This is a genomic window from Filimonas zeae (genome assembly GCF_014641615.1).
Taxonomy (GTDB): Bacteria; Bacteroidota; Bacteroidia; order Chitinophagales; family Chitinophagaceae; genus Filimonas; species Filimonas zeae.
Genome location: NZ_BMIB01000002.1, coordinates 261,268 through 277,101 on the forward strand (window position 1 = coordinate 261,268; position 15,834 = coordinate 277,101).

General features: G+C 45.4%; 18 protein-coding genes and 1 pseudogene. 3 read left to right on the forward strand and 16 right to left on the reverse strand.

The window, feature by feature from the left end:
• Positions 1 to 34 precede the first annotated feature (34 nt).
• The gene (locus tag IEY13_RS07880; protein WP_188951444.1) at positions 35 to 1,057 is read right to left on the reverse strand and encodes an LLM class flavin-dependent oxidoreductase; all 1,023 of its coding nucleotides are present in this window, start codon (positions 1,055 to 1,057) and stop codon (positions 35 to 37) included.
• A gap of 207 nt (positions 1,058 to 1,264) precedes the next feature.
• Between IEY13_RS07880 and IEY13_RS07885 the strand changes: the two genes are divergently transcribed.
• Together IEY13_RS07885 and IEY13_RS07890 are read left to right on the forward strand one after the other, a co-directional pair.
• On the forward strand, positions 1,265 to 2,119 hold the full coding sequence (locus tag IEY13_RS07885; protein WP_188951445.1) for an AraC family transcriptional regulator: 855 nt from the start codon (positions 1,265 to 1,267) through the stop codon (positions 2,117 to 2,119).
• Positions 2,120 to 2,190: 71 nt separating this feature from the next.
• Complete coding sequence (locus IEY13_RS07890) at positions 2,191 to 3,021, forward strand: NAD-dependent epimerase/dehydratase family protein (protein WP_188951446.1); 831 nt, start codon at positions 2,191 to 2,193, stop codon at positions 3,019 to 3,021.
• Positions 3,022 to 3,073: 52 nt separating this feature from the next.
• On the opposite strand, the gene IEY13_RS07895 is transcribed toward IEY13_RS07890, so the two are convergent.
• The 5 genes and pseudogenes from IEY13_RS07895 to IEY13_RS07915 form a co-directional block, all read right to left on the reverse strand.
• Complete coding sequence (locus tag IEY13_RS07895) at positions 3,074 to 3,256, reverse strand: hypothetical protein (protein WP_188951447.1); 183 nt, start codon at positions 3,254 to 3,256, stop codon at positions 3,074 to 3,076.
• A 329-nt stretch (positions 3,257 to 3,585) separates the two neighbouring features.
• Positions 3,586 to 4,095, reverse strand: a complete 510-nt coding sequence (locus IEY13_RS07900; protein ID WP_188951448.1) for a DNA-deoxyinosine glycosylase — start codon at positions 4,093 to 4,095, stop codon at positions 3,586 to 3,588.
• 1 nt (position 4,096) lies between these two features.
• Positions 4,097 to 4,318 carry a hypothetical protein gene (locus tag IEY13_RS07905; RefSeq protein ID WP_188951449.1) on the reverse strand — a complete coding sequence of 74 codons (222 nt, stop codon included), beginning with the start codon at positions 4,316 to 4,318 and terminating at the stop codon, positions 4,097 to 4,099.
• Positions 4,319 to 4,397: 79 nt separating this feature from the next.
• The gene (locus tag IEY13_RS07910) at positions 4,398 to 5,075 is read right to left on the reverse strand and encodes a DUF2243 domain-containing protein (RefSeq protein ID WP_229687784.1); all 678 of its coding nucleotides are present in this window, start codon (positions 5,073 to 5,075) and stop codon (positions 4,398 to 4,400) included.
• A gap of 240 nt (positions 5,076 to 5,315) precedes the next feature.
• Positions 5,316 to 5,489 (reverse strand): annotated as a pseudogene (locus tag IEY13_RS07915) (helix-turn-helix domain-containing protein); the annotation flags it as partial.
• Positions 5,490 to 5,621: 132 nt separating this feature from the next.
• Between IEY13_RS07915 and IEY13_RS30290 the strand changes: the two are divergent.
• Complete coding sequence (locus IEY13_RS30290; protein ID WP_262891965.1) at positions 5,622 to 5,747, forward strand: hypothetical protein; 126 nt, start codon at positions 5,622 to 5,624, stop codon at positions 5,745 to 5,747.
• A 64-nt stretch (positions 5,748 to 5,811) separates the two neighbouring features.
• Here IEY13_RS30290 and IEY13_RS07920 read toward each other — a convergent pair whose 3' ends face one another.
• The 10 genes from IEY13_RS07920 to IEY13_RS07965 form a co-directional block, all read right to left on the reverse strand.
• Positions 5,812 to 6,747 carry an NADP-dependent oxidoreductase gene (locus IEY13_RS07920; protein ID WP_188951450.1) on the reverse strand — a complete coding sequence of 312 codons (936 nt, stop codon included), beginning with the start codon at positions 6,745 to 6,747 and terminating at the stop codon, positions 5,812 to 5,814.
• A 17-nt stretch (positions 6,748 to 6,764) separates the two neighbouring features.
• The gene (locus IEY13_RS07925; RefSeq protein WP_188951451.1) at positions 6,765 to 7,568 is read right to left on the reverse strand and encodes an enoyl-CoA hydratase/isomerase family protein; all 804 of its coding nucleotides are present in this window, start codon (positions 7,566 to 7,568) and stop codon (positions 6,765 to 6,767) included.
• A 65-nt stretch (positions 7,569 to 7,633) separates the two neighbouring features.
• A complete protein-coding gene (locus IEY13_RS07930; RefSeq protein ID WP_229687785.1) occupies positions 7,634 to 8,536 on the reverse strand; it encodes a helix-turn-helix domain-containing protein in 903 nt (300 codons plus the stop codon).
• Positions 8,537 to 8,652: 116 nt separating this feature from the next.
• On the reverse strand, positions 8,653 to 8,799 hold the full coding sequence (locus IEY13_RS07935; RefSeq protein WP_188951452.1) for an alpha/beta fold hydrolase family protein: 147 nt from the start codon (positions 8,797 to 8,799) through the stop codon (positions 8,653 to 8,655).
• 144 nt (positions 8,800 to 8,943) lie between these two features.
• Positions 8,944 to 9,495 (reverse strand): thioredoxin family protein, encoded by a 552-nt coding sequence (locus IEY13_RS07940; RefSeq protein WP_188951453.1) that lies wholly within the window; start codon positions 9,493 to 9,495, stop codon positions 8,944 to 8,946.
• A 106-nt stretch (positions 9,496 to 9,601) separates the two neighbouring features.
• A complete protein-coding gene (locus IEY13_RS07945) occupies positions 9,602 to 10,183 on the reverse strand; it encodes a TetR/AcrR family transcriptional regulator (RefSeq protein ID WP_188951454.1) in 582 nt (193 codons plus the stop codon).
• A gap of 58 nt (positions 10,184 to 10,241) precedes the next feature.
• The gene (locus IEY13_RS07950; protein WP_188951455.1) at positions 10,242 to 10,991 is read right to left on the reverse strand and encodes an SDR family NAD(P)-dependent oxidoreductase; all 750 of its coding nucleotides are present in this window, start codon (positions 10,989 to 10,991) and stop codon (positions 10,242 to 10,244) included.
• Between the two features lie 189 nt (positions 10,992 to 11,180).
• Positions 11,181 to 11,471 carry a hypothetical protein gene (locus IEY13_RS07955; RefSeq protein ID WP_188951456.1) on the reverse strand — a complete coding sequence of 97 codons (291 nt, stop codon included), beginning with the start codon at positions 11,469 to 11,471 and terminating at the stop codon, positions 11,181 to 11,183.
• Positions 11,472 to 11,837: 366 nt separating this feature from the next.
• Positions 11,838 to 14,891 (reverse strand): T9SS C-terminal target domain-containing protein, encoded by a 3,054-nt coding sequence (locus IEY13_RS07960; RefSeq protein ID WP_188951457.1) that lies wholly within the window; start codon positions 14,889 to 14,891, stop codon positions 11,838 to 11,840.
• A gap of 142 nt (positions 14,892 to 15,033) precedes the next feature.
• On the reverse strand, positions 15,034 to 15,627 hold the full coding sequence (locus IEY13_RS07965) for a hypothetical protein (protein WP_188951458.1): 594 nt from the start codon (positions 15,625 to 15,627) through the stop codon (positions 15,034 to 15,036).
• Positions 15,628 to 15,834 lie beyond the last annotated feature (207 nt).

Genomic DNA, 15,834 nt, shown 5'->3' on the forward strand with positions numbered 1-15,834 from the left:
TAAAACAAACAGAAAGGTGTAAAATTCAAACAGCTTATTTGCCCGCGTTTACCAGCGGAATTACCTGCCGGCCAATCAGTTCAATAGAATGCAGCAATTGCTGGTGCGTTAATCCCGCATTATCCATCTGAAAAGTAAACCGGTCTATACCACCCAGCGCCTCGCTGTGGCGTAACAGTTTTTCAGCCACCTGCTGCGGACTACCCAGCACCAGTACCCCCTGCGGGCCAGCTAAATGATCAAACTGTGTACGGGTTACCGGTGGCCAGCCACGTTCGCGGCCCAACCGTGTCCACAATTCCGCATAACCGGGATAATACTCATTTACAGCACTTTCGGTGGTTTCTGCCACGTAACCCGGCGAATGTAAACCCACCTTCAACTGATCGGGCGTATACCCTGCTTTGGCACCCGCCTGGCGATACAAATCAATCAACGGGCGAAAACGGGCCGTATTGCCGCCTATAATAGCCACCATTAAGGGTAACCCCAGCTCACCGGCCCTTATAAACGATTCCGGCGTACCGCCTACCCCCAACCATACCGGCATTTTGTCCTGTGCCGGACGCGGATAAACAGGCAGGTTACGCAACGGCGCCCGAAACTTCCCGGACCAGTTAACAAATTCGTTATCGCGTATCTGTAATAATAAACCCAGTTTTTCCTGAAACAGGGCATCATAATCGTTGAGATCAAAGCCAAAAAGCGGATAAGCTTCTACCGAGGAACCACGGCCTACCACCATTTCTGCCCGGCCTTTGGCAATAAGGTCCAGCGTGGCAAACTGCTGAAACACGCGCACCGGGTCTGCCGCACTCAGTACCGTTACGGCACTGGAAAGGCGTATACGGCTGGTACGGGCAGCCGCAGCAGCCAGAATAACTGCGGTGGCAGAATCCAGAAATTCCTTTCGATGATGCTCTCCTATACCAAACACATCCAGGCCCACCTCATCGGCACGCACAATACGGTTTAGTAACTGCTCCATAGCATCTACGCTGCTGAGGGTGCTGGTGCCGTACATGGCACTGGCAAAGCTGTCTATTCCTATTTCCATAGTTACAAAGCTACGGGGCAGTTACTATACAAAAGATAGCGCTATCCTGAAGTATAGCACCAAAACAAAAAAGCCTTACAAATGGATACTTTATTCAGCAAGCATCCAACACCTCCCTTAAAAGTTTCGTATATCAGAAATAACCTATAATTTTCTATCAGGAGAGCCCGTAAGCTGATTTTACTACCAACCAGATAATCAACAAACATGCACAGTACCCCGCCATTACCCGAATGGTTTAGCCAGCACAATCAGCTTCCCATACGGATGGTAACACCGGGGTTTGGCCAGTTATCTCCGGAGGCTGCAGCCAAACACCCTTCTATACATCGTTTGCCTTATTACTTTTTTCTGTTTATGGAAAAGGGGCATAGCCGGTATACAGTTGATCTGGAAACATTCAACATTGAAAAGCATGAACTGCTCTTTTCACTGCCACATCAGATACAGCAACTAACCTCCGCTACACAGGGTAACCATTATTATAAACTGGGCTTTGATGACTATTGCCTTTCCCGGTTACCCAGGCAATACGCCTTCCTGCTTAATCCGCTTAACCAGCAAAAAATACGCTTTTCTCCCGCTGCTGCCGCCAGACTAAAAAACATTTACACAATGCTGCTGGCACTGTTAAGCACACCAGATACAGATGCAGAATTAATTCTGGCCCACCTGAACAGTTTGCTTACCGAAATGAATGCCGCCTATTTTGCCAATGAAGCAAAACAAGCGGACCATAAGCTGTCCGCTTTCATAAAATTCAAACTGTTTATAGAAAACAATCTTACCACTCACCCTTCTATAAAGCAGATAGCAAAAGAGCTGGCTATTAGCACAGATAGCCTGTATCAACTGGTAAAACACTACTCAGGCCAGTCGCCCAAAGAATATTTAACCCAACGTCTGATGCTGGAAGCCAGGCGGCGCATGTACTACAGCCAACACACTTCGGTAAAAGAACTGGCCTTTGAACTGGGCTTTAACGATCCTGATTATTTTTCCCGCCTGTTTAAAAAAACAACCGGTAAAACAGTGGCTACCTTTTTTCAGGATTTGTCCTGAACCTGCCGGTTTTCGTCCTGCCTGCCGTGCATGATTGCTGCGAGCTTTGCCTGCAACAAATAAGTTTTACTATGAGCATAGAGCAAGGAAACATACTTATTACCGGCGCAACCGGCCTGGTGGGCGCAAGGCTGCTGCCACGTTTACAGCAGCAGAGATGGAACTGCCGTGCGCTGGTGCGCAGTGGCAAAAGTGTACCGGCCGGGGTTACGGCCATAGCAGGCGATCTGTTTACTGCCACATCACTGGCGCAGGCCTTGCCAGGGGTATCTGCCATTATACACCTGGCAGCGGTGTTTCGTACAGAGGATACAGACCTCATCTGGAAAAGCAATCTGGAAGGTACACGCAATCTGATTGAAGCCACGAAGAAACACGCGCCGGACGCCCGCTTCATTTTTGCAGGCACATCGCATGTATACAATATCAACAACCCACACCCTGGTAGTGAGCAAGATGCCGTTGAACCGCAACACGCTTATCCTGCCAGCAAGGTTGCCGCCGAACAGGCACTGAGAGAAAGCGGACTGAACTGGGTTGTCCTCCGTTTTCCTTTTGTGTATGGCGATGGGGATGGGCACCTGGAAATGCTACCCAGGCATGTAACAGCAGGTAACTGGCATCCGGCCGCTAAAATAAGCACCATTCATCACCGCGATATAGCCACCGCTGTAAATATGGCCCTGGCCGGCACATTCGATAAACGCATTGTAAATATTACAGATGAAGCCCCCACCTCTGTATATGAACTGATACAACTGACAGGCGCGCAAATGCCCTCTTCTGCCGAACCATTACAAAACCCATGGCATTTGCACGCAGACGCCTCGCTGGCCCGCAGCCTGGGCTTTCAACCGGTGGTAAGAACCGTTTATCAGGCTGTGCAGGAAAACATACTGTAAACCTTTCAACACAAAGCCGCCACATGTGTTGCATGTGGCGGCTTTGTAACAACTATTTTCTACAGGTAAGATACTTCATAATTTCATCTTTATATGGGCCTGCTTCTTCAATCGCTTCCAGAATCTGCTGTTCATGCATTAACGGAAACTGGCGGTGCATAAAAGACACCTCTTCCGGGTCGTCTTTGTTTATTTTCACGCGCTCTGCGGTGTCGGTTGTGGTACAGTCTATCATAGTGTTTAATTTTAGGTTATACTGTTTTAAACCACTATTCCTGTGCCAGAAAAATGAGGGTGTACAGCGGAAATTGCGCCAAAAGGGCTCTTTAACACTCATTATCAGGCTAATAATGCAGTAACCCGATAACCCGCGACTGTGAAAAAGCATAGTACGCTACATTTATTTCTTATTTTGGCGTCAAGAATGTACTTATGACAAACTGGTCAGGATACGGAATTTTGGCACCCATTACCTTATCCCGTTCCGTTACTGGGCGTTTATAACAGGAGGCCTGGGAATCATATTAATTTCCGTTCAGCTTTTTGTAAGGAGATAATGCTCAGCTAATAATGTAAAATCCGTTGCCATTTCTTACAGATACTATCAAAGTCAATTGCCGCATTTGCGGGACTGGTGCTGGGTAGGGATACATATTTTACACCCTCCTTTCTGCCGAAATACTTATTAAAAAGTGCTTCTGCCTTCCCTCCATTAAACCCTATCACTTTTAAATTTTCATGACGGGCAATAAAGCCATCCAGATCGTTAGGTTCCTCGTTTTTGATAGCGCTGTCCAGACTTCCTTGTCTGTTAGCTTTATGAACTACATCCCAAACACCTACGTTTAACCTGAACAGCAGTTCTATTTTATCGGGATACGTAACAGGCACATCATTACCGGTTATGGTGGAAATAACTTTCCAGAATCTATTCCTGGCGTGTCCATAATACTGCCCCAGCTCCAGCGATTTATCACCTGGCATGCTGCCCAGAATCAAAATGACGGTATCTGTATTAGAAACCGGGGCAAATGAAGTTTTTGAAACTATAAGATTAGGTTTTTGAGGCAACATTTTATTCAAACTTAAGGTCCTTATCCATTAAATCTTTCGGCAGCGCCACCCATTGCCAGGCACCCTCTGCCTGTACCTGTATTAAAAAGGAACTACCTTCCGCAGGTATGTACAACGCCGGGGAGTTGATATTTACAACACCAGACCTGCCTGATACAGATTTTTTTTTGCACGCAGGCATAGTACCTGCTGCAATGAGTAATAAAAGAACCCACTTTTTCATCGCCTGCAATATCAGCAACGCAACCTTATGGCCCTGTTGATTATGTGCAGGCGGTTATATAGCAGTTTAAGTGTAAAACCTATCTGTTACGCCCTTGTGTAGCAGGTTTTGTGTTAGCATTGGTAACAAATACATACCCTGCCATTACCAGCAGCACCGAAAAGCTTAAAAACAAATAATCCGGCAACGATGTACCAGCCCGTTGTACTACATTATGCAGCCCCAGTAAATGATGGTCCATTATACCTTCCAATAAATTGAATACCCCCCAGCCTAACAATAACCCTCCACCAAGTATACGTTTGCGTTTGTATGCGTAGGAGGCACCTGCCAGCTTCCAGCTGAGTACTATACCGGTCAGCACAATCAGTAAACAAAAAGCATGAAAAATTCCATCCCAGAACATATTCACGCTTTTACCTACATAATTATCCGCTGCTACTTTGGCCGATAACATTTCATGCACCTGCAGTATCTGGTGAAATACTATTCCATCTACAAAACCGCCCAGTCCTATACCCAATACCACAGCAGCACAGGCCGATCTATAACCATCGTGTTGTTTTTTCAGGCTCAGCCAAGCCAGCACACCCACTAAAACACTTAATATTATAAAAGGCAGCAGAATAATAAACAGTCCCGGCTGATCAAGCGTAGCTGCTATGGCATTACGTACCTGCCTGCTACAATAAAGGCAGGCAAACACAACGGCAGGCAGTAAAAACAGCAACACCAACAACATAACTCTTTTATACATAACAAGTAATTTACTGCAAGCAGCAACTGTTAAGCCGGCCACTCACCATTTTATACATGCCGGATATATAAAACACAAAAGCATGGCTGCTACACCACACTTTTGCTTATTGGATCTGGTTGGTCCTTTTTATTATATCCGTATAATTATTAATAAAAAAAGCATGCCACCAAACCTAAAACAAAACCGTACAGGTACATGTAATTAAGTAAGAAAACCGCCTGCTGTTACACAGGTTTATTATGTATAGCTGGTACCCAGCAGCCGGAAAGCCTTAGGGCTAAGGCCTTTATTGTTCCGGAAAAACTTATTTAAATGACTTTCATCTGTAAACCCAAACTCGCTTACTATCTCGCCCAGCCGCTTATCGCTATGCAGCAGCCGGTGTTCTATTAATGTTTGCCGGTATTGGCGCCTCCGCCGTACAAAGCCAGGCTATTGCAGCTTACGATGGTATTAAAAACGGCCTTGCCAACGCCGAGGGCCTTTTACAGGAAGATTATGGTAAGCCAGAAGCAACGGTACCGGCTATATTGAAACTGATAGATGCTGAAAACCCGCGCTGCGCCTTTTCTGGACAAAATAGGCTATAGCAAAACCCAACGCGTATATCAGGAAAAACTGAATGCCTGGAAAACCTGGCAAGAAGTAGCTGTAGCAGCACATAGTTAATACCTGTTAGCAAAAAACAAGAATGAATCAAGGGGGGATTGAATGCCCCCTCTTAATTCATATACTAAACTATCACCACTACCTTACCAACCGTTTTGCCAGTGGCAATTTGCAAATGCGCTTCGCGCATTTGTTCAAAAGAAAAGACGTGTGCTATATGGGGCCTAAAAATGCCCTGCTGTAAAAGTCCGGCAATTTGCTGCATATCAGCACCATTAGATTGCACCAGCATAAACTGCGCATGTACCCCTTTTTCCTTTGCGTAGCTAACCAGTGCCTCGCTTATACCTGAAGGTATACTTACAACAGCACCTCCCGCTTTCGTTATTGCTATTGAATTGGCTACATTATCTCCACCTACCGTATCCAGTACAAAATCATATTCAGGCTGTTGGCCACTCCAGTTATAACCATTGTAATCAATATGCCTGTCAACACCAAGGCTTAATACAAAATCTTTATTTACTGCAGAGGAAGTGGCCGTAACCGTAGCCCCCAGGTGTTTGGCCAGTTGAATAGCAATATGCCCAACACCACCTGCACCGGCATGTATTAATACACGTTGGCCCTTCTGCACTTTACCGTTGGTAACCAAAGCCTGCCAGGCAGTTAAAGCAACCAGCGTAGTAGCCGCTGCAGTTTCAAAAGAAAAATTGGCAGGCTTCAGCGCCAGTTGGACTGCGGGGGGGGCAACATACTCAGCATACCCCTTTCCATGCCCCGGAAAATTTACCATACCCAATACTTCATCACCAGCCTTAAACAAATCACTTTTGCTTTCCGTAACAACACCCGAAATATCCCATCCTAAAATTATCGGATTCGCATTTTTTACTGCGGCATACACCCCATAGCCTTCACGCACTTTTACATCCACAGGGTTAATGCTGATGGCCTTTACTTTTACCAGCACCTCACCGGCGGCAATTTCCGGAATGGGCAAATCCCGGTACTCCAGTTTATCTACTCCACCCGGACCGTTTAATACAATTGCTTTCATATTCTTTAGTTTCGGGACTATAAATATTTTCCAAGATTCAATTCCACATCGCTGTTTTGCTGCAATCCTTTTTCAAACAACATCTTTATTCTCTCCCGGGCTTCCTTCCATTGCAACGCGGCAAAAAATTGCGTTTGTGTATCCATAATGTGTTCATTTACCGGAAGGGTTGCGTTACGGTTCATAATAGCCTTAACACTGGCAATAGCCTGCTTATCAAAAGAAGCAATTCTTGCAGCAAACCTGTCTGTAAAACCATCCAGTTCCGCGTCGGGAATAGCACGGTTAACCCAACCATATTGCGCTGCCAGTCCGGCATTGTAATCATCACCACTTAATATAATTTCCAAAGCCCTGGCTTTACCAGTAAGTAAATGCAAACGCTCCAGGCCACCACCCCCCGGAAAAGCACCAATGCCAATTTCAGGCTGGGCAAAAAATGCTTTCTCCTTACTGGCAAAACGAATATCAAAAGCCTGTATAAATTCGCTGCCCAGACCTCTGGCTCTTCCTCTTATGGAAGCAATGCTTACAAAGGGCGCCTGCTCTATACGTTTGGCAATATCCGGCCAGGCAATGGAAAGCCCGGTTTTACCCGTTCCTTTAGGAAAATCGTTGGCGTGCAGCAGTTCAACATGGGCTACAAAAAAGTCAGGGTTAGCTGTTTCAAAAACAACCACCTGTAAATTTTCATTGGCTTCCATTTCATCCATTAACACCATCAACTGGCGGGAGAAATCTGTATCAAACAGATTGATAGGCGGATTATCTATGCTTACTTTCCAATAAGCATTACTTACTTTGTTTGTTGTAAAAATCATACAGGCTATTTTGCGTATCAAAATTAGCTGTAGCTCTTACCGCAGAATATAACAAATCAGGGATGTTACTGAACAATTCCGGGATTTCTTAGTTCACCCGGCGACACTCCGCGTATTTTCTTAAACAGCCTTGAAAAATAAGAAGCGCTTTCAAAACCTAACCGGTATGCAATATCGCTTACATTCATATCCGTTTGAAGCAGCAGTATTTCTGCCTGTTCCATTACATAAGCCTGTAACAGGTTCATAGTGCTTCTGCCGGTTTCCTTCCGCACCATTTCAGTAAGATAATCAGGAGAAACATTCAGTTCCGCTGCTAATGAAGAAACAGTGGGTACCCTTTTTACCGGTTGTGACAGATTGTTGTAATAACTTTGCAGCGCCAGTTTAACCCGGGCAGCTACCGGCTGCTGAAAAGCAGGCTTTTCGCTAAACTGCCTTTCGTAATACAGTTCCGCATAAGTGAGTATTACGTTTAACAGCGACAATATCACGTCTATATTCGCCTGCTCCTTCTTGTGCATCAGCTCCACATGAATTTTTGTAAAAAGCCATGTAATGGTTTCTTCTTCTTCCGGCATCATAAAAAGTGCATCGCTTACTTCATAGCTAAAATACCGGTACCGGCTTACCTTATGGGCAACAGGGTGTTTTTTAAGCAGGTTGGGATGGAATACAAAAGCATAACCATCCCAAAAGGTAAGTGCATCCCAGGATACCACCTGCCCGGGCTCGCTAAACAACATCAGGCCCGCCTCCGTATTGTACTGGTGTTTGCCATATTTAATTTCCCCGGCAAACTTCTTCTTCAAAGCAATCTTAAAAAGATTTACCTGTATTTCTCCGCTGGTTTGCGGAAAGTTGGGTATGGCCTGCTTGCAAACCCTGCTATCCATTAATGAATGCAAAGGGGCACTCAAATTCAGGTACCGGTTGTATTCTGTTAAGTTGTTAAATACTTTCACCATTCAAAAGTAGCTATTGTTGTTATACAGCAGCACATTGGCTGCCGGGATAGTATAAACACCACACAGGCCTCTACTACAGCTGCCTGTTAACAGAGTAAGAAACGCCAGACAGATTTTTAAAACTGATTCAGGAAAAAATTTGCCTCATGGGTAAACAGTTCCGGATATTGAAAAAAGGAACCATGCGCAGCATCGGGATAATAACTGAGCACCGCATTGGGCAGTTGTTTAAACAGCTCGTAAGAGGTATCGCTGTTCATCATTTCATCGTTACTGCCCTTTATAAGAAGTACGGGATGGTGTACACCGGATAAACAAAAATAGTAAAATCTGTTTGCATTTTTCCATTTTAACTCAACTGGCTCAAATGCTCCAAAAAGTGCTTTTAAAAATTTAAATATTTCGGGTTAGCGGTAAAAGCTACTTAACTCCTGCATCAGCTCAGCTCCCTTATCTTCATTATACCAGTTCTGCAACGCAATTTTCGTGGCTTCAAAATCAGCGCCGGCAGCTTTAAACTTATTCATCACCTGCTGCGCACCTGCCGGCCGGGGGCCCCAATGGAAAATATCCTGCCCGCTTTCATTACGTACTATCAGTTTAGGTATGCTTTTGCTACCGTTTGTCAGGTACAGATCAATAAGAAAAGGAGGTTGATCGCGAAGCTGTATCTCATAAGTAATAAGTGGATTGCAGGCCGCCAGCTTTATGAGAAAAGGAACCACATGGGCAGCATCACCACACCAGGGTTCGGTAATAATAACCCAGTGCTGCAGAGCGCTTACACGTATTATTTGCGCCACCAGCTGTTCATTCAATTGTGCCTGCTTATCCCAGCGGCTCATGCGCGACCGGTTAAGCTTTGTGTAGTTAAAATACGCACTATCATTATAGGGAGGCTGCAGATTTTTACTGCTCAGAATATCATCAAATAACTGCTGGTATTGCTGGTAATTCATGTCAATCGTTATGTATGAAGGCAAAGTTGACTATTTATAACATACATACAATAGCCCCCCCTGAAAAAAGGTAGTATTTTCAGTCAATACCGGCACAAACGGCAACTTATTTATCAAACACAGATAAAGCAGTAGCTACAATATCTTCAAAAAACTGCTTATCACCGGTAACTTTTGCATACACTTGCATACCGGTTACGGTAGTACATAAAAAGCGGGCAAGCGCCCTTGCATCCTTAGCTGCATCCACTTCACCCTTTTGCTGCCCCTTTTTAATAAAGGCACATACTGCATCTTCAATTATCCGGTTATCTTCACAAACCAGTTTATTGGTGGGTTTATCATGCGCCGCCACTTCTACCTCTGCATTTACTTTAAAGCAGCCTTTGGGTTTCCCTTTCGCAACTGCGTTGGCAACCACCGCATCCAGCAACATTTTCACCCCTTCCTTTACCGTGGCAGCTGTGTCTAATATTGTCAGCATGCGGCAGGTACCATCCTGCTGGTATTGCTCCAGCGCTTTTATGTATAGGTTATGCTTATCGCCAAAAGCATGATAAATACTGGAGCGGGCTATACCCAGGCCATCGATAAGATCGTGCAGGGATGTGGCATTATAACCATTCTTCCAGAAGATGGTAATAGCCTTTCTCAGTACCTCCGTTTCATCAAAATCTTTTGAACGCATATAATAACAATAGCTTTGCCCGTTGCCGGCAAAGCTATTAAATAAAAACAACAACTGATTACCGCAATCCACCACTGGCCAGTATCAACTCGCCCGTAACCCATCTGGCATCATCCGAGGCCAGAAAGGCTGTAGCCAGTGCAATATCTTCCGGCTGCCCTACCCTACCCAGGGGCGTAGTGCTTACCATACCCGCTTCAGCTTCACTTCCTATAAAACCAGCAGCTGTTGAACCTTCTGTTACCACTATACCGGGGTTTACTGAATTTACCCGGATATTTTTAGGGCCTAACTCTTTTGAAAGCACGCGCGTAATAGCGTCTACTGCACTTTTAGTAGCTGTATAAACTGCACTGCCCGCAGGCGTGGCGCTGGATACGGCAGAACCGATGTTAATAATGCTGCCACCCTTTTTGCCAAAGTTTTTTGCAGCCGCTTTAGACGCCAGCAGTACACCCAGCACATTGATATTGAACTGATGGTGGTAAGACTCTTCTGTAAAATCTTCCAGTGCACTCCACTGGTAAACACCAGCATTGTTAACCAGTATATCAACAGCACCGTATTGCCCCACTGCTTCTGCAAAAAGGCGGTCTACATCTGCCGCTTTTGATACATCACCCTGCACCGCTACCGCCCTGCCACCGTTGGCTACAATTTTGCCTACTACCTTTTCAGCATCTTCCTTTGCCGCTGCATAGTTAACTACTACCGCTGCACCATCCGCAGCCAGCTTTTCAGCAATGCCTGCACCAATTCCTTTCGAAGCGCCCGTTACTACGGCCACTTTATTGTCCAGTCTTTTCATATTTTGTACCATTTGGTACACAAAGATATACAGTATTAGACTAATTGGTACAATTTATTTTCCTGAGGGAAAATTCGCATTAGAAATATCACACATTCCCATCCTTGTTATAGCCTCATAGATTCCTGCATTAAACAAAAGCATGAGAACATAAAACAGAAGTAAGGAAGGCTACAAACAGAAAAGATTTCATTCAGTAGGTATTGGTAAAAAGAATGCTGCAACGACATTGATAGCAGCCAGAAGAACTGCTTCATCAATTCCCAATAAAATGCTACAACAAAACCTACCTGAAGCTAATACAGCGAAATTTACACCTGAAGCCACAAAAAAAAGATAACCAGCCAGATTCTGAACCACGTAATACAGATTACACAGTTTATTAAACACACCCACCACTGTATATGTGGCGATCAGTTTAGCAGCTATAGGGATCATCCCTACATATGTAGCGATGATCCCTATAGCAATTGGAAGCATGTTACACATGTAGCGGCAAGTTTTACAGCTGTAGAAATCAGCCCCACATATGTAGCGATCAGTCCTATAGCTATGGGAATCATCCTCACATATGTTGCGTTCTGTTTAGCAGCTGTGAAATTCATCCCCACATATGTGGCGATCAGTTTAGCAGCTATGGGATTCATCCCCACATATGTAGCGATCACTCCCATAGCTATAGCGATCATCCCCACACAACTAAATTTCATAACCACTACCATCAAAACCGCTGATTGTTAACCATTTAAGAAAAGCTGTTCTTATATAACAAAGTATAAACAACAAAAATCCCCCTGCGGTGGCGCAGAGGGATGATAATAAAATTGCCCTGTTTTATGCTACCGGCTAATACACCAGCACCTTGTTTATGCCAACAAGCTTACCAGATTTGCTGGTTACCATTAACACAAACAGTCCGCGCTGGCTAAGATGAACCGGCTGGCGGGTTTGGGCGGGAAACTGATAGCGCGCCACCTCGCAACCCAGGAGGTTGTATATTCTTAAAAAACATTCCTCTTTGGTACTGTTTACCAGTACATTAAAATCGCCCCTGTTGGGTACCGGCCACACATGTACGCCGGGGAAGCCCGTACCACGTACAATCTGCACATCTGAAACACGCATTTTACCCAACCGGTCTTTGTGCACCAGGCGGTACCAGGTATTCCCGGCATGGCCGTTGGTATCTATCAGCTCATAGTTTAATGCGGCGGCGCTGCTGCCGTCAACACCTTTAGAAGGTATGCCGGCGCCCAGCTGCACAAAATCGTTGCCCCCGGTAAAACTGCGTTCCACTTCAAAATGATCAGTTTCAAATTCATTTTCTGTGTTCCAGCGCAGTGCTACGGTAGCAGCATCTTTACGGATGCCGGTAAATGTAATAGCGGTATTAGTTTTATCTATGCTGCTGCCGCTGTAAGTATTAACCGTGCGGGTAAAGGTAGCGCCTTCACTATCTGTAACCGTGAATGCAAAAGCACCCAGCCCCTTTTGTGATGGGCTAAACCGGGCAACACCTGCATTTACTGTAACGCTGCCATTAACCGCGTTGTGCACGGTAATAACCGGAGAAGCGGTATAACCGGCAGAGAGTGTTTTCAAATCCAGATACATGGGGGTGTTTTCCTTTTCGCTGATATGGGGTATAGCCATCCAGTTAAGGTATGCTTCCAGTTGAGTTACCCCATCCCTGTCCGTATCTGCGTTCGACTCTGAAAAATCTCCGGATGCAGAATGGGGGTTGGTGCCTTTGGCCACCTCCCACCAATCGGGCATACCATCATGGTCGCTATCCCAGTCATCTGCACGCGTTACTTCGGGGTAGTTCCCGTAACCGCCTGCATCATCCTGATGATCTATCAGGCCCTTTAAACCACTCTTACTGCCTATAGTGGAGTAAGTGGAATCTCTGGTTTCGTTTATCATGCGTATATCATGATTATCCAGGCCAGGCTGCGTACACCCTACATCAGACAGCACATTTTTGTAAGCCTGTGAGGCAGGCTGGATGTTAATATAAGAAGGAAAGAACGGTGCATTTACAAATGTTTCCCAGTTAACAATGGCACCATTGGTAATGGAGATATTACGCCCTGCTTCCTGATTGGCTTCATTAAACACGCCAGGCATAACGTTGCCGGCAAAATAATACCGCTGACTGCCTTTTCCCGTTCCTTCATGATTGGCTGTAAGTGCCACTCTGGTGGTAGAGGAAGCGCCGCGCTTATAGTAATTATTTACAAAGTTTACCTCCATAGCGCCACCATCGGTAGTGCGCTTTTGCCAGTTATATACTACGTTGTTTACTATATCCAGCCGTCCGGAATAAAAAGCATTTCCATCCAGCCCGCCGCCCATGCTCCAGTTACGGCCCTGGTTATGGGCTAACAGGTTATGATGAAAACTGCCCACATCGCCCCCTATGGTAGCCGCATAGCCATGCCCGGTGCCCGCAGGATAATTCTGATGCCCGGCCACATTAAGGGCTTCGGAAATAAGTGTGCGCTGCAGGGTAATATTTTTTCCGCCTCTGGAGCTGAAAGACTCATCTATGGTCCAGCTGATAGAACAATGGTCTATAATACTATGGTTAGCCCCGGTAAGGCCCATACCATCGTAGGTGGGGCCTGCCCCTAAACGCATACGCAGATGCCTGGCTATATTATCATTACCCGTTATACCCAGCGGCGCCCCACGCAGGCAAATGCCTTTGCCGGGTGCAGTTTGTCCGGCTATGGTAATATAAGGCTGACTGGCTACCAACCTTGATGTAAGCGTAATAATACCCGCTACTTTAAACACAATGGTGCGCGGGCCTATATCGGCCGTAATAGCCTCTCTTAAACTTCCCGGCCCCGCATCGTTCAGGTTGGTTACTTCCACTACCCTGCCGCCTCTTCCGCCCCTGGCAAAACGGCCGTAACCTTCCGCATCAGGAAAAGCCAGTTGCCTGGTTCTGAACATCCACACGTTGCCTTTGTGCGTTCCGGCAGCATCTACCTCATCTACCCGCCAGTAATAGGTATCCATGCTATAGAGCTTCGATACCGCATAAAAGGAATCGCTGCGCGGTGCATTACCTTTAAACAACGGGGAATTGCGGTCAGCATCTGCTACCTGTGCGGAGTCTTTACCAAAGTACACATCGTGCGATAATGCGGAGGGGGCTGCTTCCCAACGCAATACATAAGCATTTCCCGGTGCTTCCAGATGCTCTTCTTTATGGGCAGGAAACGGAGTGCGCGACAGCAGGGCCGCATTAATAACATTTAAGTGTATGGCGTTGATGTACACATTTTTTACCGTTTGCGGCCCGCTCTCTTCTGCTTTGTACCGTATAACCACCTCTTTACCCGCTTCGGCTGTAATTTCCAGGTTTACTGCGGCACAATCTGTTTCTTTAAACACCCGTATAGTGGGTATCAGATCATTCACCCTTAACACATCATTTACATACACATCCATAGGGCAAACTGTAGCGGCAGTAAGATTATCCGTTGCATTGTGATAGGTAGTAAGCGTGTGCTTACCTGCGGGCAGCCCTTTAATGGTAAGGATAATTTCGCTAGCCAGCGCAAAATCGCCATCCTTTACATACAAGGCATCGCAGGTTAAACGGGCCAGATTAGGGCTTTGCACGCCCGCCTTATAATACGTCATGGCCAATACGGCACCTCTGGCACCTTTGCTAAACGCAAACTGAACACCATTAACATTAAGTGAGTCAGGGCCGCCATTGGCAATGGCCCAGGGCGTATAACCCGGCTCATTTACTTCCGGCAATGGCCGGCCAGACATGTTCATATCTATCTTCACCTCCGGCCTTTGGGCCACGGCAGGGAAATAGCTGCATATACCTGAAAAGAGCAACAGGAAACAAGCGTGTAGTTTTGTTTTCATTTTTGGCAAGCTTTATTGCCAAACGTAATGGATAGCTGTGAGGATGAGGTGCAATATTTGGGCATAATGGTAGAAAAACCGGTCAACGCAAAAAACGAAGAACTTCCCTGCTCCAAGCCTGCTTTCAAGAATAATTGTTTTCTTAGCACTCAAGCGGGCTTAGATTAACAAAATCACCACCGTCATGGCCTATCGTTATAAATAATTGGTTAGTGTGCTGTAAAAAAAGTCTCTTGTCAATCTTTGTTCTGAAAACTTCGTCAAGAATAAACGCACAATAGGCAAGGGGAAGTATCCAATCTAAAAACACATAATTCTCCTTGTCTGTTTTTGCAAGTTCATCTATCTGCCGGAGCGAGGCAGGCTGAGCATATCTGTTATCGGGTAAATATTTAAGATCACACGCCCATTCCCCATCTTCTTCATCATAACTATTAGCGCCCCCCATATACATGACGGGAACTTCATAGTTATCACCATGGGAAGCCTTGAGCAGCCCAATCCAAATGGCCACCACTTTTTCAGGAACAGGGCTAGCAGTAACCAGAGCGGTAAACCAGTTTTCAAAATGAGTCAGATCTTCCTCAATTGCAATGTCGCTGAGTTTGCACCAGTAAACTTCTGGGGAGTGCTGCCGGTGCCAATCCAGAAATGTTGTCCAGGATTGCCTTGCAGAAGATTTTGAATCAAGAATAGTTGTGAAAATCTCCCAGGATTTATCGTATTGAAATGCCATTTATTCTTTCTATAGTTAAGTAGTTTATGAAAGTATCAGGAAAAGTAAAAATACTTAAACACAACCACAACAAAAGTATCATGCTTCCGCACATACAAAAACGAAATGCTCTCATAGAAGGCGATAAATAACTAAGGAATTATATAGCTCAATATTTTGAACAATAACGCCACAAATGTGTAATTGCTTGTATTACAGTATTCTTTT